This is a genomic window from Pseudofrankia coriaricola (assembly GCF_032027725.1).
In the GTDB taxonomy this organism is placed as follows: Bacteria; Actinomycetota; Actinomycetes; order Frankiales; family Frankiaceae; genus Pseudofrankia.
Genome location: NZ_JASNFO010000071.1, coordinates 1 through 24,426, shown reverse-complemented (window position 1 = coordinate 24,426; position 24,426 = coordinate 1). Strand labels below are relative to the sequence as shown.

The following is a 24,426-nucleotide window of genomic DNA, read 5'->3' as shown; positions in this document are numbered from 1 at the left end:
GGTTCGCGATGATCCTTCACTATGCGTTATGTTCGGCCTCTCGTCCCCGGTGGGCCGCGGTCACGCCACACAGTGGCGGAGCCTGGGTGACCGTGGACCCTCAGCCGATGTAGCCCGCGGAGGTCCGACCCGATGACCGACGCACGTCATCGTCCCCGTCATCGTGGCGCGGGCGAGCGCTCCACCGGGCGGGCAAAGATCCTGATTCCGGCGCTCGTGGTGCTGCTGTTGGCGGGCGGGGGCTACGTCGCCAGCACCCGGCTGTTGGGCGGCAACGGGTCGGACGCCGGCTGCCAACAGACGATGTTGCTCACGGTGCGTACCGGGTCGAGCCTGACCACGGCGCTGACCCAGGCCGCCACCGGCTACAACGGCCAGCGGCACCAGGTGCTCGGCAAGTGTGTCCGGGTGAAGGTGGAGACCGTCGACAGCGGCCAGACGGCGAGCGCCATCGCCGCCGGCTGGACGGACGCCGCCTACGGCTCGGCGCCCGACGTGTGGGTGCCCGAGTCGGCCGACTGGGTGGCACTGGCCAGGACCGGCGCCGCCAGCGCCAAGATGCTCGGCGCGGATGGGACGACGGTGGCGAGCTCGCCGGTGGTGCTCGCGATGCCGCGGCCGATGGCCACCGCGCTCGGCTGGCCGGGACGCCAGCTCAGCTGGTCCGACCTGCGGGCCAACGAAGGCTCGGCGTCGTTCTGGGCCGATCGCGGGCATCCGGAGTGGGGTGCCTTCAAGATTGGAATTCCCAGTCCGGAGACGTCGTCCGCGGGGCTCGCCGCGGTTCTCAACGTCGTGGCGAGCAACGTCGGCCAGCCGGCGTCCGCATTGACGGCGGCGCAGTTCGCCGGTGACCTGAACACCAAGGGCGCGATTCTCACCTTCGAGCGTGGCACCGACCTGGTCGCCGAGTCCGACACCGACCTGGTCTCCGCCTACATCGGCTGGGGCAAGGACGCGCCGGCGCACATGTCCGCGCTCGTCCTGCCGGAAAGCCTCGTCTACCAGGTGAACATGGGCACCGGCGTGGTCTCCGACGACACGACCGAGGCCGCCCTCCCCGGCGGGCAGTACGGGCACGGCCCGGCGGACGTGCCGCTCGTCGCCGCCTACCCGACCGACGGCCTCGTCGTCGACGAGGCGACCTACCAGCCGCTGGCGCTGCCCGCTGGCTCCGATCGCGCGACCGCGGCCCAGGACTTCCTCGCCGACCTCACCGGACCGTCCGGGCAGGCGACGCTGGCCGCGGCCGGCTACCGCTCGCCCGACCGGACCAACTCGAGGCTCACCGAGAAGGCGGGGCTCGTCCCGGCGCTGCGGACGACTCCGCGCACCGCTCTCGACGGCCAGACGATCGACGGCGCGCGGCGCACCTTCCTGGGCATTCACCAGCGCGGGAACACGCTGGCCGTCCTCGACACGTCCGGTTCGATGGACCTGGTGGTGCCGGGAAGCGGCGGCAAGACCCGGCTGCAGATCGCCGTAGCGGCGGCGAACGCGGCGGTCCCGCTGTTCGCCAAGGACAGTCGTCTGGGTCTCTGGCAGTTCTCGACGGGCCTCGACGGCGCCAAGCCCTACCGCGAGCTGGTGCCGGTCGGGCTGATGAGCGACGCGGTGGCCGACGTGCCCCGTGAGCAGGCGCTCCTCACGGCGATCAGCGGGATGAGCGCGAAGGGCAGCACCGGCCTCTACGCGACCGCCCTTGCCGCGTTTCGAGCGCTGTCCGCGCAGTACGAGCCGGAGAAGCCCAACCAGGTGGTGCTGCTGACGGACGGGCAGAACGAGGACAAATCCAGCACGCTGACCCTTGCTCAGCTGATCCAGACCCTGAAGGACGAGTACGACCCGAAGAGGCCCGTCCACATCATCACGATCGGCTACGGGGCGGACGCGGACCAGAGCGCCCTGCGGCAGATCTCCGAGGCGACCGGCTCCAAGACCTACCCGGCCCAGGATCCCAATTCGATCTTCCAGGTGATGGTCAACGCCCTCACGGACCGTTAGCGCCCGTCGCGCCCATCAGCTCCCGTCCGGCGCGGCGCGGCGGGCGGAGCGCCGGACCGGTGGGCCGCCGGTGCCGATGGTGTAGGTCGTCACGAGGTGGTTCCAGCCGCACGAGGCGCACACCTCGACGACGTAGATCTGTAGATCGCTGAACCGGGCCGCCAGCTCCGGGAGGTCACTCGACGCCCAGGCCCGTCCGGCGGTGGCACCAAGCTCGTCGCCGTAGCTGTACGTGACATGCACGAGTGGGTCGCCGGGCTTCGGGTGCTGAGGGTCGCCCGCGTGGCAGACCGGGCAGCTCTTGCTGGTCGGCTCACCGTGGTGACGGGCGGCGCGCAGCAGGTACGGGTTGGCGTCACAGACCTCGTGCTGGGAGACCCGTCCGGCGTGCAGGTCGGCCAGCGTCGCCCGGCGGACGAGCGCGTAGTCGATGACCGAACGCGGTCCCATGCAGTCACGGTACCCCCGCACCCCCGGCGCTCCGCCAGAGTCGAAATGCGCGCTTGTCGGGGCGAGGCGCTGGGCGCGCTCGCCCCGTGTCGGGGCGAGGCGCTAGGCGCGCTCGCCCCGTGTCGGGCGCTGGGCGCCCTCCTCGCGTGGTGTTGGGCCCTGGCATATGGCGGTGGTGGGGCCTGGACCGGGCTGATGACGTGGCTGGGTTGGCGCTGCGCCGATGCGCTGTGACCGGGTGTGGCTGAGGTGCGCTTACTGGTCGCTGGAACGGCGTCGCGGCCCGCCGCGCGGCTGGACATCCGGGCCCGTGGGACGTCCGTTGGAGCCGCCCGCGAATCTCCGGATCGGCGGATCTCCGGGTCGGTGAAGCCGACCCGGAGATCCGCGGGCAGGCATCCCGCCTGGCCGGTCCACCAGGAACCTTGGGTCGCCGCGCCCGACCGGGCCGCCCGCCCGGCGGCCGGATCGCGTCACCCGCGTGCCTCTGGCCGGACGCCAACGAGACATCCCCTGTTGCCATGGTCGTCCCGACTCGTCTATGGTCGATGTATCGCCTCGATATGTTCGGACGACATGTTGAGCCGACATGTCGAGCAGAGATGTCGGGCCGAGATGTCGGGGCGAGAGATCGAGCAGGGTGTCCGGGCCGCTCATGGCGGGTCAGGCAGTGGCGGTGACGCGGAGGGAGGGCGGCGCGGTGTTGGAGCTCGCGGTGCTCGGGATCCTCGCTGAGAGCCCGATGCACGGCTACGAGCTGCGCAAGCGGCTCGCGGCCGTGCTCGGCGCGTTCCACCGTTTCAGCTACGGCTCGCTGTACCCGTGCCTGCGCAAGCTGCAGGCCGAGGGCTACGTGACCTCCGACGACGCCGGCGCGGCGAGCCGGATCGGCGGGCGCAGCCGGGTCGTCTACACCCTCACCGCCGAGGGTAAGGAGCGGCTCGCGGAGCTGCTCGGCGAGGGCGGGCCGTCCTCCTGGGAAGACGAGATGTTCGGTGTCCGCTTCGCCTTCTTCGGCAAGACGGACGCCGCGGTGCGGCTGCGCATCCTCGAGGGCCGGCGGAACCGGCTCGAGGAGCGGCGCGAGAAGGTTCGCTCCGCGCTCGCCCGTACCCGGGAGCGGTTCGACACCTACACGCTCGAGCTACAGCGCCACGGGCTGGAGTCCGTCGAGCGCGAGGTTCGCTGGCTCACCGAGCTGATCGAGACCGAACGCGCCCAGGCGCAGCCGGGGATGGCTGACCTGGACCTGCCAGGGCCAGGGCACTCCACCCTGCCATCGGCACCTCGGCCGTCCGCTCCGCCGTTGACGCCACCCCCCACAACGTCCCAGGACCCCGACGGTGAGGTCCCAGGGGCCCGGTGAGTCTCGCCTACCGGCGCGGCGCATCCGGTCCTGCACACATATTCCCGAGTAGTCAGAAGGAGCAGACCGTCATGGGTTCGGTACGTGTCGCCATCGTCGGCGTGGGCAACTGCGCTGCGTCTCTCGTCCAGGGGGTCGAGTACTACCGCGGCGTAGACCCGACCGACCAGGTGCCCGGGCTCATGCACGTGAAGCTCGGCGACTATCACGTCTCCGACATCGAGTTCGTCGCCGCGTTCGACATCGACGCGAAGAAGGTCGGCCGTGACCTGGCCGAGGCGATCGTCGCCAGCCAGAACAACACGATCAAGATCGCCGACGTCCCGCCGACCGGCGTGACCGTCTTCCGCGGCCACACCTACGACGGCTTCGGCAAGTACTACCGGGAGACCGTCGAGGAGTCCGACGAGCAGCCGGTGGACGTGGTCGAGGTCCTGCGCTCGACCCGGGCGGACGTGCTGGTCTGCTACCTGCCGGTCGGCTCCGAGGACGCGGCGAAGTTCTACGCCCAGTGCGCCATCGACGCGGGTGTCGGCTTCGTCAACTGCCTTCCCGTCTTCATCGCCGGCGTCCCCGAGTGGGCCGAGAAGTTCCGCGCCGCGGGCGTGCCGATCGTCGGTGACGACATCAAGTCCCAGGTCGGCGCCACCATCACCCACCGGGTGCTCGCCAAGCTGTTCGAGGACCGGGGCGTCATCCTGGACCGCACGATGCAGCTCAACGTCGGCGGCAACATGGACTTCAAGAACATGCTTGAGCGCGAGCGGCTGGAGTCCAAGAAGATCTCCAAGACCCAGGCGGTCACCTCCCAGCTCTCGCACGACCTCGGCAAGGACAACGTCCACATCGGCCCGTCGGACTACGTCGCCTGGCTCGACGACCGCAAGTGGGCCTACGTCCGGCTCGAGGGCCGCGCGTTCGGTGACGTGCCGCTGAACCTGGAGTACAAGCTTGAGGTCTGGGACTCTCCGAACAGCGCCGGCGTCGTCATCGACGCGGTCCGCTGCGCGAAGATCGCCCTCGACCGGGGCGTCGGCGGCCCGATCCTGTCGGCGTCGAGCTACTTCATGAAGTCCCCGCCGGAGCAGTACCGCGACAGCGTCGCCAGGGACAAGGTCGAGGCCTTCATCGTCGGCGAGGAGTAAGTAAGTAGTCGGCCGCGCCCGCGGCCTAGGCGTTGCGTTGGAAGGCCCAAGCCTTCAACCGCGACGGACGGCGACGAGGGCCGGGCATCCGGAGGGGGATGCCCGGCCCTCGTCGCGTCTCGCCGAGAGTCAGCGCCGTGACCGACGAAACCCTCCCTTGGGCAACCTCCCGACGGTTTGGCGCGTCTGGCTGGCAGGCGCCCGGTGCCGGGTGCCTGCGTTTTCGGCTCCAGGCCTGCCGCCTGGAGGGGCGATGACCGGGCCTTGGGACGACACGCGGTAGAGGCGAGCGGGCGGGACAGGGGTGCCTGACGGGGCGGTCGGGCCGGCATGAGACGCTGGACTGCCATGTACCGAACGCGACCGAACCTCCCACCTTGTCCCGGTCGCGGTGCGGGAAGGACGGGACGGCTTTGAGCCTGCCGAATGATCAGGAACCGGTCCGTCGGCGCCCGGCGCCCCCAGCCGGAGGCCCCGCGGGCGATGCCGCCGGTGGCCCACGCGGCTATGACGACCGTACTCAGGTTCCACGACCTGACCGGTATGACCGGCCGGACCTCGGCGAGCGGCCGGACAGGCCCGAGCGCGCCGACCGACCAGCCCGGCCCGAGCGGCCGGCCGCCGGCCGCGGGCCACGCCCGAGCCAGACCGGCGGCCCGAGCCAGACCGGCGGCGCCACCGCCACCTCCACCGGCCGCCGCCCCGTCGCCGGCCGCGGCGACCGGACCGGGGCGCGCCCCTCGGCCGGCGAGCCGTCGTCGGACCGTCCGTCATATCACCCGCGCGCCACGGCCAACCGCGGGCGCGGCGGGGCCACCGGTTCCGGCGGGGCCGCCACCATGGCCGTCGGCGGCCGGACGCGGGGCATCTCCGACCGGGGCCGCCGGCCGGCGCACCCCGCCGAGCGGGATGCCCTCTACGACACCGTCGACCAGGCCGCGCTCAGCCGGATCGAGCTGCGCGACCGCGACGAGCAGGCCACCACGTATCGCAGGGTCTCCTCCGACGGCGCGACTCAGGTGGGAACGCGCCGTTCGACAGGTCCTGGCGGCCGCCGGCGCCCTGCCGGCCCGGATGGCCTGGACGGCACCGGTCCCAGACGTGCCGCCGCGGCCGAGGGTGTCAAGCCGGGGCGCAAGATCGGCAGCCACGGGCCGAAATGGTGGCGGGCGCGGCCGCTGTGGCTGCGCCGGCTGGTGGTGTTCGGCTTCCTGTCCAGCGTGCTGCTGTTCGTCGCGGGGCTCGCGATCCTGTATACGGCGACCAAGGTGCCGTTGCCAGACGAGATCAAGACTGGCGACCAGACCTCGGTGATCTACTACGCCGACGGCCAGCACGAGCTGGCCAGGATCGGCACGGTCGACCGCCAGAACGTGCCGCTGTCGCAGATCTCCAAGGACGCCCAGCACGCGGTGCTCGCCGCCGAGGACCACAACTTCTACAACGAGCCGGGCATCTCGTACCGCGGCATCGCGCGCGCCCTGGTCGCCAACGTGAAGGGCGGCGGCGTCCAGCAGGGCGGCTCGACGATCACCCAGCAGTACGTCAAGAACGCCTTCCTCACCCAGGACCGCACGTTCTCCCGCAAGATGAAGGAGATCGTGATGGCGGTCAAGCTGGACCAGAAGTACTCCAAGGACCAGATCCTCGAGTTCTACCTGAACACGATCTACTTCGGGCGGGAGACGAACGGCATCGAGGCCGCCTCCCAGGCCTACTTCGGCAAGCCCGCCAGCCAGCTCACCGCCGCCGAGGGCGCGGTCATCGCCGGCCTCATCCGCTCGCCGAACAACCTCGACCCGAAGAAGAACCCGGACGCGGCGAAACGGCGGTGGAACGAGGTCATCAACACGATGATCTCCCAGGGCTGGCTGAAGGAGAAGCCCGCCTACCCCGCCGACGCCATCCTGGACAAGAAGAACAACTCCAACAGCTCCGACCAGGGCAGATACATCCAGGACCAGGTCATTCGCGAGCTCGAGGCGCACGGCATCTCCGAGGACCAGGTCAGCACCGCCGGGCTGCGGATCACGACGACGATCGACTACGGCCGCCAGACCGCGGCCTTCAACGCGGTCAACAGCGTGATCGGTCCCGTCTACCCGAAGCTGTCGAACCTGAAGACAGGCCTGGTTGCCGTCGACCCGAGAACCGGGAAGGTACTGGCCTGGTACGGCGGCTCGCTGTACGGCAAGAATCCGGCGACCGGCCAGGAGCAGTATCTGGACAACGTCTCTGGGGCGGCGATCCCGTCCGGCTCGACGTTCAAGGCCGTCACTCTGGTGACGGCGCTGAGTAACGGCGCGAGCCTGAAATCGGTCTATGAGGCGCCGGACGAGGTGACGTTGAAGGGCACCACCTCGGAGGGTGACTACATCGTCCACAACGACGAGGGCGATCCCAACTACCGGTACACCGATCTCGCCACCGCCACCGCGGCATCGCTGAACACGGTGTACGTGCCGCTCGGCCAGAACATCGGCGTCTCGAAGGTCATCGCGATGGCGAAGAGCCTGGGCGTCACGTCCTCGCTGGACAACGTCGCCGGTGTCACGCTCGGCCAGGACTCGGTGCGCGCCACCGAGATGGTCTCGGTCTACAGCACGCTGGCCAGCGGTGGTGTGCGCACGACCCCGCACATCGTCGACAAGGTCCTGAACAATGACGGCCACGTCATCTACCAGGGCCAGTCGGACGCGGCGACCGTCCTCGACGACCACGTCGTCAAGGACGCGACGTACGCGCTGGAGCAAGTGATCGCGAGCCCGAACGGCACCGGCAAGACGAACGCGAAGCTCGCCGACGGCCGGCAGGCCGCCGGCAAGACCGGCACCGTGCAGGAATACCGCTCCGCCTGGTTCTGCGGCTACACGGCGGGCTCGAACAACATCGCGGCCTGTGTGAACATGTTCCGTGGAGACGCCAAGGTCGACAAGGACGGCCATCCGCTGCCGGACCAGTCGCTCGGGCACGTCGCCGGCGCCATCACGGGCCAGGGTGTCTACGGTGGCGACTGGCCGGCGAAGATCTGGAAGGTCTTCATGGACGCGGCGCTCAAGGGCCAGCCGCTGGAGAAGTTCGACCCGCCGGCCTACGCCGGCGAGATCACGAATGCCTCCCCGTCGCCGACCCCGACGCCCGACCTGCCGGCCACGCCGACCGACGGCAATATGCCCGGTTTGCCCGGCTTTACCTACGACCCGCTGGACCCGCTCGGCATCAACCGCGGCCGCAACAACGGCGGCACTAGCGGCGGCGACAGCGGCAATGGCGGTGGCGACGGCGCGACCGAGACCCCGACCCCATCGCCCAGTCCCACGCCCGGTAGACAGGGCGGCATCCTCAACCTGGGATGAGGAGCCTGACCAGGGACCCCAGCGGGCTGACCAGGGGAGCCGGTGGCGGCGGTCCTCCAGAGGCGGTGGCCGACGGGTCCAGCGATGACATGGACGGGCCCGCCCGCTCTCGTATCAGAGTCGTCTCCCGTGTCGGCGTTGTCGGAGTCGGGGCGGACCGGAGCGTGTATGACAATGGGCGCATGACAGCGGGGCGCGGATGAGGCGGCCGGTATGACGACGCCCGACGCACCGGTCACCGACCGGGCTAAGACGACGGACGAGGCGGTGAGCCCGAGCCTCGAGGATCCGGTGGCGCGGGGCGCGAGCGAGCTCATCGGCGGGCCGCCGGGGCGGCACGCCGTGCTGCCCGACCGGCGGACCTGGTGGACGCCCGTGCGGGTGCTGCTCGCGCTGACGATCGTCGTCTGCGGCCTTGGCTACGCGCAGAAGTCGACCTGCCGCGACACCCGGAACTGGACGCACGAGTACCAGTACACGCGGATGTGCTACTCGGACGTCGTCGCGCTCTACTCGCAGGAGGGCCTGAAGGACGGCAAGGTCCCCTACCTGGACTACCCGACCGAGTACCCGCCGCTGATCGGCGCGACCATGGAAGTGGTCGCCGCCGTCTCCAGGGTCGCCCCGCCGCAGAAGCCGGTCTACCGGACCGAGAACGGCGAGCAGGTCATCGACCACTGGACCATCGACGCCCGCTCCGCGCTGTTCTACGACCTGACCGCGCTGCTCTTCCTCTGCTTCGCCTGCGTGGCCGTCGTCGCCGTCGCGAAGACCGCCGGCAGGCGGCGGATCTGGGACGCGGCGCTGTTCGCGCTCGCGCCCACGATGGTGCTGCACCTGCTGACGAACTGGGACATCGTCGCGGTCGCGTTCGGGGCCGTGGCCGTCTACGCCTGGTCCAGGCGGGCGCCGGTGGCCGCCGGCATCCTGCTCGGCCTCGGAGTGGCCACCAAGCTCTACCCGGTGTTCTTCCTCGTCGCGATCGGCGTGCTGTGCCTGCGTACCGGCCAGCTGCGTGCCTTCGGCCGTATGGTCGCCTCCACCGCGGTGACCGTCGTCGCCATCGTGCTGCCGACTTACCTCGTCGCCGGCTACTTCATCGGCGACAAGAAGTCGCACGGCGGCATCCTGTCGACGCTGGGTTCCGGCGGCTGGTTCGGCATGCTCGACGGGCATGCCGACGGTGCCCAGAACGCGGTGGTGCGTTTCTTCGACCTCAACGAGCACCGCCCCGCTGACTGGGACTCGCTAGCGTTCGCCGTGCAGTGGCTGGCTGGGGCGTACGACCCGGGCTGGTTCGGCGGCCCGCACCTGATCGTCATCGTGCTGGCCACCCTCGGCCTCGCCGCCGTCGCCGCCGGCCCGTGGGTACGTGCGCGCTGGGCCGAGGCCGGGGACGACGACGCGGCGGATGACCCGGCCGGCGGCATGGGTGGCGCCTTGACGGGTGTGGTCGGCGGCGTCCGCGGGACGACGTTGGCCGTGGGCGCCGCCAGTTGGCTGGTCGTCGTCGTCGCCACGCCGGTCCTGCTGACGGCGGTGCGCGACCACGGCATACCCGTGTCGGTGCTGAACGCCATCACCATGGTCGCGTTGCTCGCCTCGATCGCCGCGATCGCCGGACTGTGCTGGTTCGCGCCGCGCCGCCCGCGCCTGCCGCAGGTCCTGTTCCTGCTCGTCGTCGCGTTCCTGGTGACCAACAAGGTGTTCTCGCCGCAGTACACGCTGTGGCTGCTGCCGCTGTACGCGTTGGCGAGGCCCAGGTGGCGTGCCTTCCTGGTCTGGCAGGCCGCCGAGGTCTACCTGCTGTTCATGCGGTTCATGCATTTCATCTACAACGACACCAACGGCGTGCGCGGGGTCTCCCGCGGCTGGTTCGTCGGCGCGGTCGCGCTGCGTGACCTCGTGCTGCTGGTGCTCGCGGGCCTGATCGTCCGCGAGATCCTGCGTCCCGAGCTCGACGTCGTGCGGGCCTCCGGCGTGGACGACCCGGCCGGTGGCGTGCTGGACGGAGCCGCGGACGTGTTCGGCCCGCACCGCCGGCCGCCAGTCCTCGTCGGTGAGGTCATCGACGGCCCGTCCGGATCCGGCGGCCTCTGGGCCGACGCCGCGATGGGTACCGCCACGACGGGTACCGATGAGCGCGGGCGACCCGACGGGGGTGGCGGCGCCGGCGGCGCGCCCGACGGCGACGTTCTGGAGCCGGGCGCGTTGTTCCGGCCGCGCCGGGCTGATCCCGAACCCCAGTGAGGCCCCCGCACTCGCCGGGTCCGGTGAGCCCACCGGCCCGGCTGGTGTCGTCCGCGAGCGGGCTGTGGGCTCGGCTGCCGGAGGCGGCACGGGCGACGCTGCCACTGTGGCTCGCCAGCCGGGTGGCGGTCGCGCTGCTGTCGCTCGCCGCCGCGCGGGTAGCGGTCGAGGGCGCGATGGGCAACGTGCCCCGCTTCACCGAGCTGTGGGATCGCTGGGACGTCGGCCTGTTCACCAAGGTCGCGCGCTACGGCTATGTCTCGCCGCATTACTCCGACAAGACCGAGGTCGACTTCCCCGCCTTCCCGCTCGCCATCCGGCTGGTCCATTTCGTCGCGCCGAACTGGATCATCGCGGGACTGATCGTCGTGTTCCTGGCCGGAGCGGTCGCGGCGGCGGCGATCTGGCGGCTGGCCGCGGACGACGGCGGCCCGGCCGCCGGCCGCGCGGCGGTGCTGGCGATGATCTTTGCGCCGTACGCCGTGTTCCTGTTCGCCGGCTACTCCGAGGCGCTGTTCCTGGCGTTCGCGAGCACCGCGTGGCTCGCGGCCCGGCGCGAACGGTGGTGGCTCGCCGGTGCCCTCGCCGCCTGCGCCACCGGGACCCGGGTCACCGGCATCCCGCTGTGGTGTGGGCTCGTCGTCCTGTACGTCGTCGAACGCCGGCGGGCCGGCGCGCCCGTGATCGCGTGGCCGGCGCTGTCGCTGGCGCTCCCGCCCCTGCCGGTGTTCGGCTTCCTCTGGTACCTGCACGGCAAGACCGGGGAATGGAACGCCTACACGGCCGCGATGCGCGAGGGCTGGCACCGTTGGGTCGACTGGCCATGGTCGGGCTGGAGGACGACCTGGGGGTCGGCCTTCCCCGGGGCGGACGGCTCGACGACCTTCACCTGGTTCTGGCGGGCGGAGCTGCTCGCCGTGGTCCTGGGCGTCGTGGTCACGGTTGCGTTGCTGTACAGCCGCCGATGGGCGGAGGCGACGTTCGTCGGCACGGCGACGCTCCTGATGGCCGCGACCAACTACTACGCCTCGGGCGTGCGCACGATGTTGGTCGCGTTCCCGGTCTACCTGCTGCTCGCGCGGCTCGCCGCCCGGTTTCCCAGGGCGGCGCCCGCCTACCTGTGGCTGTCCGGCCCGGTGATGGCCGTCTTCGTGATCGCCTTCACCCAGGGGCGCTGGGTCGACTGACAGCCCATGCCGACACGCGGTGTGCCTGTCAGGCCGGTCAAGGCAGGTCAGGGCCGATCGGGGACCGGAGAGCCACTGCACGAGCCGGTCTCGGCGCCACCGCGGGCAGCCGTTCCGGCGGCGGGGGCCGCGTCGCCGGCCCGCGGGTCGGCGCGGGCGCGGGCGCGGCGGACGGTGGCGGCGGTACGGCCACCGTCGACGCCGGACGCCGCGCGAGCTGGTCGGAGGCCTCGGTGCCCGCGTTCGCCGGTGCCAGTGCGCCACCGGCCACCAGGACGAACCCGACTACGACGACCCCGGCGAGCAGCGCGGCCACGGCCTGTGCCGAGTGCGGCATCATCGGCGCCTCGTCCTGCGCGGGTGCCGGCCGCAGCCGGTGCGAGGTCACCACCGCCGTAGCCACCCCTTACCCGCGTCGTCCCGGCCGCCCGTGCCGGTGTCGCGCGGACGGTAACTCACAGTGACGGTCATCTTGGGGAGCGCCAGGTACGCGAGTGGTCCGGGAGCCATCGGTCTGACGGCGCGCCCCGCCGATACGGCCACGACGAGGCGGATCGTGCCGCGAGTGCGCCAGGATGGGGACGATGAGTACAGGCGGCGACCCAGAAGGCCCCCCGGCCGGCGACGGCGACGGCGAACGGGCCTCGAACGCGTTGGCCTATCCGCTCGCCGGCGGGGCGGCGGCCGCGATGCTGTGCGTCATTGTGCTGGCGGCCGTCGACCCGTCTCCCGGACGGCACCTGCGCGGCCTGCTCGTCCTGCTCGCGCTCGTCGTCCTGCTCGCGGTCGCCTGGGGGTGGGCTCGCACCGTGTGGCACGGGCCGGTGGCGGACCGCCAACCCACCGGCCGTGGCGACCTGTCCGGCGGGGCCGCCGAGCACGTCGAGTAAGCTCAACGCGGCACGGTGCTCGCCATATGGCGGGCGCCGTCGGCGCGTTCTTCTTCGCGGCCCACTACGGGTTCCAGTACCAGGGATGTTCAGTACCGGGACGCAGCAGTAGGCCGCGGAGCCAGGAACGCGCATCATTTTCCCTCCTGCCACGGGCGAAGCCCGTGGCCGCCGAGTCCACAGGAGGTGGGTTCAGCCTTGGCACGCCACTACGAGCTGATGGTCATCCTCGATCCAGATCTTGAGGAACGCACCGTCGCGCCGTCCCTCGACCAGTTCCTCTCCGTCGTCCGCAATGGCGGCGGCGCGGTGGAGAAGGTCGACGTCTGGGGCCGCCGCCGGCTCTCCTACGAGATCCGCAAGAGCCACGAGGGCATCTACGCCATCATCGATCTGCACGCCGAGCCGGACGTCGTCGCCGAGCTCGACCGTCAGCTCACGCTCAACGAGTCGGTTATCCGCACCAAGGTCATCCGGCTGCCCGAAGCGAAGAAGCCGCGCGCCGCCCGTCGGCCGGCCGCCTGACACACCCGCGGGACAGGGGGCACATCCCATGGCCGGTGAGACCGTCATCACTGTCGTCGGCAATCTGACCAGCGACCCGGAGCTGCGGTTCACCCCGAACGGGGCGGCTGTCGCGAGCTTCACGGTCGCATCCACGCCGCGCACGCTCGACCGGGCCACCAACGAGTGGAAGGACGGCGAACCGCTGTTCCTGCGCTGCTCGATCTGGCGGCAGGCGGCCGAGCACGTCGCGGAGTCGCTGACCAAGGGCGCTCGCGTCATCGTCCAGGGTCGGCTCAAGCAGCGCTCGTTCGAGACCCGCGAGGGCGACAAACGTACCGTCATCGAGCTCGACGTCGATGAGATCGGCCCGTCGCTGCGATACGCGACCGCCAAGGTCGTCCGCGCGGCGCGCGGTGGCGGTGGCGGCGGCGGTGGCTACGACGGCCCGCCGGACAGCGGATACCGCGGTGGCGGTGGTGCCAGCGGTAACGGTGCCAGCGGTGCCGGTGCCGGTGCTGGTAGCGCCGGCGGTGGCAGTGGTTACCGCGGCGGCGGCGGCGGTGGTGGTAGCTCCTCCTCTTCCGGGGGCGGCTACTCCGGCGGCGCCGTCGACGACCCCTGGTCGCAGCCGGCCGGCGGGTACTCCGACGAGCCGCCCTTCTAGCCCCGTTCGTGGTGCCCGGGCGTTCGCGCCCATTGCGCGCCGACCCGGCCGACCCTGCCCGCCGCCCTCTGGGCGGCCTGCTCGGGGTCACGATGCCGTCCGGGGCCGGCCCGGACCTCGATGGCGCTTCGCGCCCTCGAGGGGTATCCGGGACGCTCATCTGACTTTGTCTGAAATCTAGGAGTGCACAACCATGCCCAAGGCGGCTGTGCGCAAGCCGAAGAAGAAGGTTTGCGTCTTCTGCAAGGACAAGACCGACTACATCGACTACAAGGACACCTCGCTGCTGCGCAAGTTCATCTCGGACCGCGGCAAGATCCGTGCCCGTCGGGTCACCGGCAACTGCAGCCAGCACCAGCGGGACGTCGCCATCGCGGTGAAGAACAGCCGCGAGATGGCGCTGCTGCCCTACACCTCGACCGCGCGCTGAGGAGGGTGACGCCGACATGAAGCTCGTTCTCACCCAGGAGGTGCCGGGCCTCGGCAGCCCCGGCGACATCGTCGAGGTGGCCGACGGCTACGGCCGCAACTACCTCGTTCCCCAGCAGTTCGCGATCATCGCGACCCGCGGCATCGAGCGCCAGGTCGAGCAGATCAAGCGGGCCAGGTCGGCCCGGGAGGTCCGTGATCTGGGGCACGCGCAGGAGATCGCCGAGCAGCTCAAGGCGCTGTCCGTGACGCTGACGAGCCGGGCGGGCAAGGAGGGCCGGCTCTTCGGCTCGATCACCGCCGGCGACGTCACGGACGCCGTGGCGAAGGCGGGCGGTCCGTCGCTGGACAAGCGGAAGGTCCAGCTGACCTCGCCGATCAAGGCTGTCGGTCAGCACACCGTCGCGGTGCACCTGCACCCCGACGTGACCGCCCAGCTGACCGTCAGGGTCGCCGCGGCCTGACTCGCGGAAGCGGTCGCACGGTCGCCGGACCGGCGCGGTCTCGTCTGACCCCCGGCTGGATCTTCGGGTCCGGCCGGTAGGCAAACGCCGGATCGGGCCGGTGTGTACCGGTAGGCATCGACCGAGGTGTCTGCGACGCAAGCGCGGTGTAACCGAGTAAGCGGCGAGAAGTAACCATAGCCATACACCTGCCCGGTGTCCCGGGAAAGTCCGGGGCACCGGGCATCGCCGTCTCTGGGGCCGGCCTGCCTGCGTCCTCGGCCTCACTGCCGGCTCCCTCGGGCCTCCGAATCGACGCACCACATGGGCCACCGGTGGTCCCCGTAAGGGCTCGCTTGTCTGGTGAGGGCTTCATTCGGAGACTTGGGCGAGCTTTTTTTGTGTCCACAGGGCGTCCGGAAGGATGCCCAGCCTGACAGCCGATCCCGGGCGGTACCGGGCTAGTCCATCCACAGTTCATCGGCCGTCGTCCCGAGGTCCTCCCCAGGCTGTACCGGAGTTGCCCACAGGTTATCCACACATCCCTGTGGATAACTTTTTGCCGCACAGTGCCCGCGTTCCCTAAAGTCAGCCATTCAGGGGTCGCCACGGAGTGCCGAGCGCGATGCGCGAGGAAGGTGCACGTACGTTCTCTACTCGACGTGCCCGTGGCCATCCCGACGCTCCTCCTTGACACCGGCCAGCCATCTGATCGAACATATGTTCGAAGGACGGCTCTGGCCTGGACCGGCAAGGACTGGACCGGCAAGGAGCGGACCGGCAAGGAGCGGCGGGGAGCGGTGCGAGGCACCGTCGGGCCGTGCGAGAAGATCGTGGACGGGGGGGTGAGGCGAGTGACGGTCACTGACATCTCGCGCAATGGCGGCCAGCCCGTCGAGTTCGACCGGACGCCCCCGCACGACATCCTGGCCGAGCAGAGCGTGCTCGGCGGCATGATGTTGTCCAAGGACGCCGTCGCCGACGTCATCGAGGTCGTGCTCGCCGGCGACTTCTACCGGCCGGCGCACGCCACGGTGTTCGAGGTCGTCGGCGACCTCTATGGCCGCGGCGAGCCGGCCGACACGGTCAGTGTCGCCGCGGAGCTCGGCCGGCGTGACCTGCTGGACCGCGTCGGCGGCCCCGCCTACCTGCACACGCTGATCTCCAGCGTGCCGACCGCCGCGAACGCGGGCTACTACGCGAGGATCGTCGCCGAGAAGGCCGTGCTGCGCCGGCTCGCCGAGGCCGGCACGCGAATAGTCCAGCTCGCCTACGGCCCGGCACAGGATGTCGACGAGCTGGTCGACCGCGCCCAGGCCGCCGTCTACGAGGTCACCGAGCGCCGTAGCACTGAGGACTACGCGCCGCTGGGTGACCTGCTCAACCCGGCCCTCGAGGAGATCGAGGCGATCGCCGGCCATGAGGGCGCCCTCACGGGCGTCCCTACCGGCTTCACCGACCTCGACGAGCTGACCAATGGCCTCCACGGCGGCCAGCTCTGGATCGTCGCCGCCCGGCCCGCGGTCGGAAAGTCGACCCTGGGCCTCGATTTCGCGCGAGCGGCGTCCATCAAGCACGGAATGGCGTCCGTCATCTTCTCGCTGGAGATGAGTCGGATGGAGATCACCATGAGGCTGCTGTCGGCGGAGGCGCGGGTCTCGTTGCAGAACATCCGGACGGGCCGGCTGACCGACGACGACTGGGCGCGGCTGGCCCGGCGGATGGGCGAGGTCGCCGAGGCACCGCTGTTCATCGACGACAGCCCGCACCTCACGATGATGGAGATCCGGGCGAAGGCGCGCCGGCTGCGCCAGCGCCACGACCTGCGCCTGGTCATCCTCGACTACCTGCAGCTCATGTCGTCGCCGAAGAGGGTGGAGAGCCGCCAGCAGGAGGTCAGCGAGATCTCCCGCTCGTTGAAGCTGCTCGCCAAGGAGCTGGAGATCCCTGTCGTCGCGATCTCACAGCTCAACCGCGCCTCCGAACAGCGCGCCGACAAGCGTCCCCAGGTTTCTGACCTGCGCGAGTCCGGCAGCCTGGAGCAGGACGCCGACGCCGTGATCCTCCTGTACCGCGAGGACACCGTCGAGAAAGAATCGGCCCGGGCCGGCGAAGCCGATCTGATCATCGCCAAGCACCGTAACGGTCCGACCGGTACCGTCACGGTCGCGTTCCAGGGCCACTACTCCCGCTTCGTCGACATGGCGAACTGACCGCCTTCGCGGAATCGGTCGGGCTACTCCGCGGGGCGCCAGAGGCGGGTGGACGTGTCGCCGGCGGTGGCGAGGATGTCGCGGGTCGGGGAGAAGGCGAGCGCCCGGACGGTGCCGACATGGCCGGTCGCGAGCTGGCCGAGTGGCTCCGGGATCGTCGGGTCCTCGACGTTCCACAGGCCGACGGCGGCGCCGATGCCGGCCGCGGCCGCGAGAGTGCGGCCGTCGGCGGCGAAGGCAACCGCCCGGACCTGGCCGCTCTGCCAGCTGGTCAGCTCGGCGAGGCCCGACGGACGCGCCGGGTCGGTCAGATCCCAGAGGCGGACGGTGCCGAAGCCGGCCGCCGCGGCGAGGGTGTCGCCGTCGGGTGAGACGGCGAGCGCCTGCACGTGCCAGCGGTGGTCGGCGAGCGGCGGGCCGAGCGGGCGGGGGACCGACGACGTCAGGTCCCAGAGCAGCGCGGTGTGGTCCGTCCCGCCGGTGGCGAGGATCTGGCCGTCCGGCGAGAACGCGACGGCGAGGACCTTGCCCCGGTGACCGGCGAGCGGCCGCCCGAGCGGGCGGACGGCGTCCCGGCCGACGGCGTCGAGGTCGAGCTGCCAGAGCCGGACCGTCCCGTCGAGGCCGCCGGTGGCGAGCAGCCGGCCGCGCGGGGCGAACGCCACCGAGGTCACCTGGTCGGTGTGGCCGCGGGCGATGGCGAGCGGGCGGTAGCCATGGCCGTCGACGGTGGCGGGATCCGCCTCGCCGGGAGCGGTGGCCGCCCGCAGCCAGAGCCGCGCCGTGTGGTCGCCGCCAGCGGTCGCCAGCGCCCTCCCACCCGGCGAGTAGGCGACGGCGAGCACCCGCCCCTCGTGGCCGCGCAGCGGTTCACCCAGCTGGGACGCGGCGTGGCCGGCCTCGTGGGCGATACGCCAGACCCGGGTGGTGCCGTCCGCGCTCGCCGTAGCGAGCGCCAGGCCGTCGGGGGCGAACGCGACCGACGTTACCTGGCCGGTGTGGCCGGTGAGCGGCCCGCCGAGCGGGGCCGCGTCGACGGCCGGTCCGAGCCCGGCCAGGCCGCCGCGGCGCACGCCGAACCGCCTGGCCTGCCGTCGGTGACCGGTCGGGTCCGCGACGCCCCCGGCCGCGGGGCGGCCGTCGTCGAACCGGTAGGTGTCGTCGGGCGCCCGCGTTCCGCCGGCCAGATGGGGTGGAACGAAGGTGGTCGCCTCCCGGGTGGGCGGATCCGTCGTCACGGCCGGTCGGGCCGGGGTCGCGGGCCGGCGGGGATCGGCCGGCAGCGCCCGGGCGGTTGTCTCCTCGCCGCCGGCGTGGGCGTTCGGACCGGCTGGGAACACGTCGGCCGCCCGAGGCCCCGCCGGTGTCGCCCGACCGGCGTCGATGTCCCGGGCGATGTCCGCCGCCAGCGCCAGCGCCTCCTCCATCGCCGATGGCGTTGCCGGTCGCCGAGATGACGCGGACGGGGAGACCAGGCCGGCGGACGGCCCGGACGGCCCGGACGGCCCGGACGGCCCGGATGGGTCGGATGGCGACGCCTGCCGGGGAGACAAAAGGGGCCGCGGATCGGGTTTCGCGGTCGCGGCGACGGGGGTGTTCGGCTCTTCGTCGTCGAGCTGGGTGGCGCCGACCAGGAGCAGGAGCAGGTCCTGGGCGGTGGGGCGCCTGGCCGGGTCCTTCGCCATCGCCCGGGCGACGAGCTGGCGCAGGCCCGAGTCCAGGCCGGTCAGGTCGGGTTCCTCGTTGACGGCTCGGTAGAGGACCACCGGGCTGGGGCCCTCGCCGTGCGGCAGCCGGCCGGTGGCAGCGAAGATCACGACGCCACCCCAGGCATAGATGTCGGCCGGCGGGGCGACCACGCCGCCGAGCGCCTGTTCGGGTGCCATGAACGCGGGCGTGCCGATGCCGGCGTGCGTGAACGTGGTTGTCGCGTCCAGCGCCCGGGCGATGCCGAAGTCGATGACGCGGGCGCCAGACGGCGACAACATGATGTTGCCTGGCTTCAGGTCACGATGAACCAGACCGGCGGCATGGATCGCTGTCAGCGCCGAGGCGACCGCGACCGCCAGCCGTTCGACCTCCGCGCTCGGCAGCGGCCCGTCCTCACGGACGACCGCGGCCAACGTGCGGCCATCGATGTACTCGGTCACCAGGTAGGGCCGACGCGCCTCGACGTCCACGTCCAACACCTCGGCGGTGCAGAAACGCGCGACCCGCCGGGCCGCGACGGCCTCCCGCCCGAACCGCTCCCGGAACTCCGGCTCGCGCGCCAGGTCGGGCCTGATCATCTTGACGGCGACGAGCCGCTCCGCGTCAGGCTCGCGGACGCCATTCCGGCCCGGGGCGTCCTCATCCACACCCGTTCCGCTGGCACCGGCCATGTCGGGGCCCGCCCGGCGTCCGAGGAAGACTGTGCCCATCCCGCCCTGGCCGAGGCGCCCCAGCAGCACATAGGGGCCAAGCCGTGCCGGGTCGTCCTCATCGAGGGGTTCCATCCCGCCGCCGACCGCGCCGCCGACCGCGCCGTCTCCGACCACCATGCCGACGCCCCTGTCGCCCGGGAAACCCGTGGCTCCGAGGATATTCGGCGCCACCCCCCCGTTTCTCCCGCTTCGACAGCACGCGGGATGTCTGACTCGGCGGCGGCACCGACGCGGGGAGTGCCAGACTTGCGGCATGAGCGCATCCGGGCCGGCCACGGGCAGCACCCGCGACACGGAGTTCGCGGTCACGGAGATCGCAAGGTTTAACGTGAAACCAGGGACGGAGAGCGACTTCATCGCGGCGTACCACACGGTCCGGCACGAGATCGCGACCTCGCCCGGCTGCCGGTCGATGCGGATGAGTCGGGGTATCGAGTCGCCGAGCTCGTTCGTGCTGATCGTCGAATGGGACAGCCTGGAGGCGCACACCGAGGGGTTCCGTGGCTCCGTGGGCTACGGTCGCTGGCGTGCGGCGATCAGCCCGTACTTCGCCGGTACGCCCACCGTGGAGCACGTGGCCGGCGTGGACATCCCGTCGGCCGCGTCCACCGGCACCGCCTGACGGCGGACGCGGCAACGGCCCGGGGGAGCGATGGGCGAGTTCATCAAGCAGTTCTTCGGATTCCTGATCTTCTCACCGCTGACCGCGGCGGTGTTCGGGCTCGGCATCTGGGTCCTGCCCGCCGTGTTCCTGCGCGATCTGCTCACCCGGATGCGCCTGCGGTTCTTCCACTTCTTCGTTAGCGGCTACATCTTCATCGCGATCACGGCGATCTACCTGCTCGTCGTCGGCGCGAAGGTCAGCGCCGCGGACGGCGGCGGGCGCCACCATCAGGCTGGTCCGATCGTCGGCATGCTCGCGTCGCTGGCGCTCTCCTGGTGGGTCCAGCATGTGCTGCGGAAGCGCTTCCCCCGCGGCCCTCGACCAGGCGGGCCGCCGGCGCCCACCTACCCCGGGGTCGGCCGAACCGGCTACGGCCACCCCGGCTACAGCCATCCCGGCTACGGTCAGCCGCCACCCCTCCCGCCCGGCTACCCCCCGCATCCCGGCTACCCGGGACACTTGCCGCCGGCCCCCCAGCCCGGGCAGTCCCCCCTCCAGCCACCCCCGCCCCATCAGCCGAGCGGTGAGGTCACCGCGGCCGACCCACCCCGCGCCAGCGGCGTCCCCTGGGCCGTCCCGCCCTCCGGCCCGGCCGCGCTCCCGCCGACACCTCCCGTCGACTGACGGCCGGGCCGCGATCTCCGCGTTCCGCGGAACGCGGAGATCGCGGAGACACGCCGGTCGACCGGTCCGCCGCCAACCCCGCTCGTCCCGTCCTGAGGCCATGGCGCCGGGTCATGGCGCCGGCCGCGGCGGATACGCTGACAGGGGGCGTGGGACCGAATCGGGTGCGCGCCTTGCGCGTGCTGGCGGCCCACTGGCGAACCCAGTGGCAAGAACCAGGCCCGGCGCGCGCCACCATGAGTGCAGCGACCTGGCCGCGTGACCCCGCCCCGCCGCGCTCGCGTCGCGCACGCCGAGGCGGCTCCGCCTGGTCATCGACCAGCGGTCGTTTTCCTGGAGGCCCGCGATGTCATTCCGGGGGATACCCCCGGACTCCCCGAGGCGGCTCCGCCGGGTCACCAACCAGCGGTCGCTTTCCTGGAGGCCCGCAATGTCATTCCGGGGGACACCCCGGACCCCAGCAGTCGAAGGTCCTGAGGTCACAAGATGCCCGCACTGCGTTCCCGTACGACCACCCATGGCCGCAACATGGCCGGTGCCCGCGCCCTGTGGCGGGCCACCGGCATGACCGACGACGACTTCGGCAAGCCGATCGTGGCGATCGCGAACAGCTTCACCCAGTTCGTCCCGGGTCACGTGCACCTGAGGGATCTGGGCAAGCTGGTCGCGGACTCGGTCGCGGCGGCCGGTGGGGTCGGGCGTGAGTTCAACACGATCGCGGTGGACGACGGGATCGCGATGGGGCACGGCGGGATGCTGTACTCGCTGCCGTCGCGGGAGATCATCGCGGACAGCGTCGAGTACATGGTGAACGCGCACTGCGCCGACGCGCTGGTCTGCATCTCCAACTGCGACAAGATCACCCCCGGGATGCTGCTCGCGGCGCTGCGGCTCAACATCCCGACCGTGTTCGTCTCCGGTGGGGCGATGGAGTCCGGTAACGCGGTCGTCCAGGGCGGCACGGTCCGCTCCCGGCTCGACCTCATCGACGCGATGACGGCGGCCGTCAACCCGAGCGTCAGCGACGCCGACCTCAGCATCATCGAACGCTCCGCCTGCCCGACCTGCGGCTCCTGCTCGGGAATGTTCACCGCGAACTCGATGAACTGCCTGACCGAGGCGATCGGCCTGTCACTGCCGGGCAACGGCTCGACGCTGGCCACCGCCGCCGCCCGCCGGGAGCTGTTCGTCGAGGCCGGCCGGCTCGTCGTCGATCTCGCCCGCCGCTACTACGAGAAGGACGACGAGGGCGTGCTGCCGCGCTCGATCGCCAGCGCCGCCGCCTTCCGCAACGCCTTCGCCGTCGACGTCGCCATGGGCGGCTCCACGAACACCGTGCTGCACCTGCTCGCCGCCGCGGTCGAGGCCGGTGTCGAGGTCACCCTCGCCGACATCGACGAGATCTCCCGGCGGGTGCCCAACCTCTGCAAGGTCGCGCCCAGCTCGGCGAAGTACTACATGGAGGACGTTCACCGCGCTGGCGGCATCCCCGCGATCCTCGGCGAGCTGGACCGGGCCGGGCTGCTCGACCCGGCCGTGCACAGTGTGCACTCGGCGAGCCTGCGCGAGTTCCTCGACCGCTGGGACATCCGCGGCGCCAGTCCTTCGCCCGACGCCGTCGAGCTCTTCCACGCCGCGCCCGGCGGGGTGCGCACCACCGAGCCGTTCGGCTCGACGAACCGTTGGGACACCCTCGACACCGACGCCGAGGACGGCTGCATCCGCTCGGCCGAGCACGCCTACTCCGCCGAGGGCGGCCTGGCCGTGCTGCACGGCAACCTGGCCGAGGACGGCGCCGTGGTGAAGACTGCGGGCGTCCCCGAGGACCAGTGGACGTTCGCCGGTCCAGCGGTCGTCGTCGAGAGCCAGGACGAGGCCGTCGAGGCGATCCTCGGCGGCCGGGTGAAGCCGGGTGACGTCATCGTCGTCCGGTACGAGGGCCCACGCGGCGGCCCGGGCATGCAGGAGATGCTCTATCCGACGGCGTTCCTCAAGGGCCGCGGCCTCGGGCCGAAGTGCGCACTGATCACCGACGGCCGGTTCTCCGGCGGCAGCTCGGGCCTGTCGATCGGGCACGTCTCGCCGGAGGCGGCGCACGGCGGCACGATCGCCCTCGTCCGCGACGGCGACCGCATCGAAATCGACATCCCGACCCGCCGGCTCGCCCTGATGGTCCCGGACGAGGAGCTGGCCGCCCGCCGCGCGGCCCTCGAGGCCGGCCCCGGCTACCGCCCGGCGAACCGGGAACGGCAGGTCTCGGCGGCGCTACGCGCCTACGCCGCGATGGCCACGTCAGCCTCCACCGGCGCCGCGAGGGACGTGAACCTGCTCTATTAATTGCAATGCCGTTGACTTAGGGCCGAGGTAGGCTGGGTTAGTAGTCCAGTGGCTACTAGAGGTGATGCCCAGTGGCTACTCACCTGGTTGATCGGTTCGCGCTTGGGGATCTCACTCAGGTGTTCCCGCCGGAGCTGGTGGACGTGGTGCTGGCCAAGACCCGGGACCGTGAGGTACGGGTGCGGCTGCTGCCGCCGAGGCTGACGGCGTACTTCGTGCTCGCGCGGGCGTTGTTCTGCCCGGAGCCGTACCGGGAGGTGCTGCGCACGCTCGCCGAAGCCGCCCGTCGCGAGGACGACGGGGGCCAGTGGCGGGTTCCGGACAAGGCGGCGATCTTCCGGGCACGCCGCGCGCTGGGCGTGGAACCGTTCCGTGACCTGCTGGTGCACGCGGGTACGGCGGTGGCCGACGAACGGACCCCGGGGGCGTTCTGGCGGGGCCTGCGGCTGATGGTCGTCGACGGGACTACCCTGCCGGCCGCCGACACCGAGGCCAACGAGGCGGGGCTTGGACGGCCGCGGCCCCGGCCGGGCAAGGGTCCGACCGGGTATCCGTTGGTGCGGCTCGCAGTGCTGATCGAGGCCGGCACCCACGTGGTCACCGACGCGGTGGTCGACTCCTACCGGGTCCAGGAGCGGGCGCTGGTCGAGCGGCTGGCCCCCTCGCTCGGGCCGGGAATGCTGGTGCTGGCCGACCGGGGCCTGCCCGGAGCGCATCTGTGGCAGCGGGCGGAGGCCCGCGGCGCCCACCTGCTGTGGCGCGTCCCGGGCACCTGGAAACTTCCGGTGGAAGACGTGCTCGCGGACGGCTCGTGGCTGTCCACGGTTCGCGGCGGCCGGGGCCGCCGCGTCCGGCCGCCCCAGGACGCACGGGTTCGAGTGATCGAGTACGGCCTGGACGTGTCCGGCCGGACCGAACGCTACCGGCTGATCACGACGCTGCTCGACCCCGACCAGGCCCCCGCCGCCGAGCTCGCCGCGCTCTACAGCGAGCGGTGGGAAGTCGAGAACAGTCTGGCCGAGCTGAAGACCACCCAGATCGGCGCAGGCACCGTCCTGCCGAGCAAGAGCCCGGCACTGGTGCTCCAGGAGGTCTACGCACACCTGGCGGTCTACACCGGTCTGCGGGTACTGATGCACGCGGTGGCCGTCGGCCGCGGCGAGCCCCTCGATCCCGACCGGCTCTCCTTCGCCGCCACCCTGCGGGCGGTCCGGCGCAGTGTCACCGCGTTCCCGGGGAACCTTTCCCCCCTACCGCCTCGCGGCTGAACTCGCCCACCTCGCCCGTGAGCTTCAGGAAGAGATCAACCCTCCGCGCCGGCTCCGCGCCGAGGTCCGCCAGGTCAAACGGAAGATGTCCCGCTTCCTGTCGTGGAACCCCCAACGACCGCGGCCTCCCCGGCCCACCCGACGCCCAGCCGAAACCGTACAGATCATCCGGGCCGTCCCACCCCTACCAGGTTCTTAAGTCAACG

The 24,426-nt window shown here is 71.5% G+C and carries 19 protein-coding genes; 16 read left to right on the top strand and 3 right to left on the bottom strand.

Annotated elements, in window-relative coordinates; genetic code table 11:
* Positions 1-132 precede the first annotated feature (132 nt).
* A complete protein-coding gene (locus QOZ89_RS31635; RefSeq protein WP_071053401.1) occupies positions 133-2,004 on the top strand; it encodes a substrate-binding and VWA domain-containing protein in 1,872 nt (623 codons plus the stop codon).
* 15 nt (positions 2,005-2,019) lie between these two features.
* On the opposite strand, the gene QOZ89_RS31630 is transcribed toward QOZ89_RS31635, so the two are convergent.
* Positions 2,020-2,454 (bottom strand): DUF5318 family protein, encoded by a 435-nt coding sequence (locus QOZ89_RS31630; protein ID WP_071053402.1) that lies wholly within the window; start codon positions 2,452-2,454, stop codon positions 2,020-2,022.
* 700 nt (positions 2,455-3,154) lie between these two features.
* On the opposite strand from QOZ89_RS31630, the gene QOZ89_RS31625 reads away from it, so the two are divergent.
* From QOZ89_RS31625 to QOZ89_RS31605, 5 genes are all read left to right on the top strand, one after another.
* On the top strand, positions 3,155-3,820 hold the full coding sequence (locus tag QOZ89_RS31625; RefSeq protein ID WP_071053457.1) for a PadR family transcriptional regulator: 666 nt from the start codon (positions 3,155-3,157) through the stop codon (positions 3,818-3,820).
* A 71-nt stretch (positions 3,821-3,891) separates the two neighbouring features.
* Positions 3,892-4,965, top strand: coding sequence for an inositol-3-phosphate synthase (locus tag QOZ89_RS31620; RefSeq protein WP_312627323.1), 1,074 nt, complete (start codon positions 3,892-3,894; stop codon positions 4,963-4,965).
* A gap of 413 nt (positions 4,966-5,378) precedes the next feature.
* Entirely contained in the window at positions 5,379-8,321 is a 2,943-nt protein-coding gene (locus tag QOZ89_RS31615; RefSeq protein ID WP_312627321.1) for a transglycosylase domain-containing protein, read from the top strand.
* Between the two features lie 213 nt (positions 8,322-8,534).
* Entirely contained in the window at positions 8,535-10,571 is a 2,037-nt protein-coding gene (locus tag QOZ89_RS31610) for a glycosyltransferase family 87 protein (protein WP_071053404.1), read from the top strand.
* A gap of 23 nt (positions 10,572-10,594) precedes the next feature.
* Positions 10,595-11,758: a hypothetical protein gene (locus QOZ89_RS31605; protein WP_241842333.1), complete on the top strand. Its 1,164-nt coding sequence runs from the start codon at positions 10,595-10,597 to the stop codon at positions 11,756-11,758.
* A 37-nt stretch (positions 11,759-11,795) separates the two neighbouring features.
* Here QOZ89_RS31605 and QOZ89_RS31600 read toward each other — a convergent pair whose 3' ends face one another.
* Positions 11,796-12,149, bottom strand: coding sequence for a hypothetical protein (locus tag QOZ89_RS31600; RefSeq protein WP_071053405.1), 354 nt, complete (start codon positions 12,147-12,149; stop codon positions 11,796-11,798).
* A 193-nt stretch (positions 12,150-12,342) separates the two neighbouring features.
* Here QOZ89_RS31600 and QOZ89_RS31595 point away from each other — a divergent pair, with 193 nt between their 5' ends.
* The 6 genes from QOZ89_RS31595 to dnaB all read left to right on the top strand — a co-directional run bounded on the left by QOZ89_RS31595 (position 12,343) and on the right by dnaB (position 16,904).
* On the top strand, positions 12,343-12,648 hold the full coding sequence (locus QOZ89_RS31595; protein WP_071053406.1) for a hypothetical protein: 306 nt from the start codon (positions 12,343-12,345) through the stop codon (positions 12,646-12,648).
* A 198-nt stretch (positions 12,649-12,846) separates the two neighbouring features.
* Positions 12,847-13,173, top strand: coding sequence for a 30S ribosomal protein S6 (gene rpsF, locus QOZ89_RS31590; protein WP_274536627.1), 327 nt, complete (start codon positions 12,847-12,849; stop codon positions 13,171-13,173).
* Between the two features lie 28 nt (positions 13,174-13,201).
* Positions 13,202-13,819, top strand: a complete 618-nt coding sequence (locus QOZ89_RS31585; RefSeq protein ID WP_312627315.1) for a single-stranded DNA-binding protein — start codon at positions 13,202-13,204, stop codon at positions 13,817-13,819.
* Between the two features lie 193 nt (positions 13,820-14,012).
* Positions 14,013-14,249, top strand: coding sequence for a 30S ribosomal protein S18 (rpsR, locus tag QOZ89_RS31580; RefSeq protein WP_071053408.1), 237 nt, complete (start codon positions 14,013-14,015; stop codon positions 14,247-14,249).
* Positions 14,250-14,265: 16 nt separating this feature from the next.
* The gene (rplI, locus tag QOZ89_RS31575; protein WP_312627312.1) at positions 14,266-14,712 is read left to right on the top strand and encodes a 50S ribosomal protein L9; all 447 of its coding nucleotides are present in this window, start codon (positions 14,266-14,268) and stop codon (positions 14,710-14,712) included.
* A gap of 833 nt (positions 14,713-15,545) precedes the next feature.
* Positions 15,546-16,904: a replicative DNA helicase gene (dnaB, locus tag QOZ89_RS31570; protein ID WP_071053461.1), complete on the top strand. Its 1,359-nt coding sequence runs from the start codon at positions 15,546-15,548 to the stop codon at positions 16,902-16,904.
* Positions 16,905-16,927: 23 nt separating this feature from the next.
* On the opposite strand, the gene QOZ89_RS31565 is transcribed toward dnaB, so the two are convergent.
* Complete coding sequence (locus QOZ89_RS31565) at positions 16,928-19,444, bottom strand: WD40 repeat domain-containing serine/threonine protein kinase (RefSeq protein ID WP_312627310.1); 2,517 nt, start codon at positions 19,442-19,444, stop codon at positions 16,928-16,930.
* Between the two features lie 136 nt (positions 19,445-19,580).
* Between QOZ89_RS31565 and QOZ89_RS31560 the strand changes: the two genes are divergently transcribed.
* The 4 genes from QOZ89_RS31560 to QOZ89_RS31545 all read left to right on the top strand — a co-directional run bounded on the left by QOZ89_RS31560 (position 19,581) and on the right by QOZ89_RS31545 (position 24,220).
* Entirely contained in the window at positions 19,581-19,949 is a 369-nt protein-coding gene (locus QOZ89_RS31560) for an antibiotic biosynthesis monooxygenase family protein (RefSeq protein ID WP_071053410.1), read from the top strand.
* 30 nt (positions 19,950-19,979) lie between these two features.
* Entirely contained in the window at positions 19,980-20,615 is a 636-nt protein-coding gene (locus QOZ89_RS31555; RefSeq protein WP_071053411.1) for a hypothetical protein, read from the top strand.
* 486 nt (positions 20,616-21,101) lie between these two features.
* Positions 21,102-22,952 carry a dihydroxy-acid dehydratase gene (gene ilvD / locus QOZ89_RS31550; protein ID WP_071053412.1) on the top strand — a complete coding sequence of 617 codons (1,851 nt, stop codon included), beginning with the start codon at positions 21,102-21,104 and terminating at the stop codon, positions 22,950-22,952.
* A gap of 71 nt (positions 22,953-23,023) precedes the next feature.
* A complete protein-coding gene (locus QOZ89_RS31545; protein ID WP_312627305.1) occupies positions 23,024-24,220 on the top strand; it encodes an IS4 family transposase in 1,197 nt (398 codons plus the stop codon).
* Positions 24,221-24,426 lie beyond the last annotated feature (206 nt).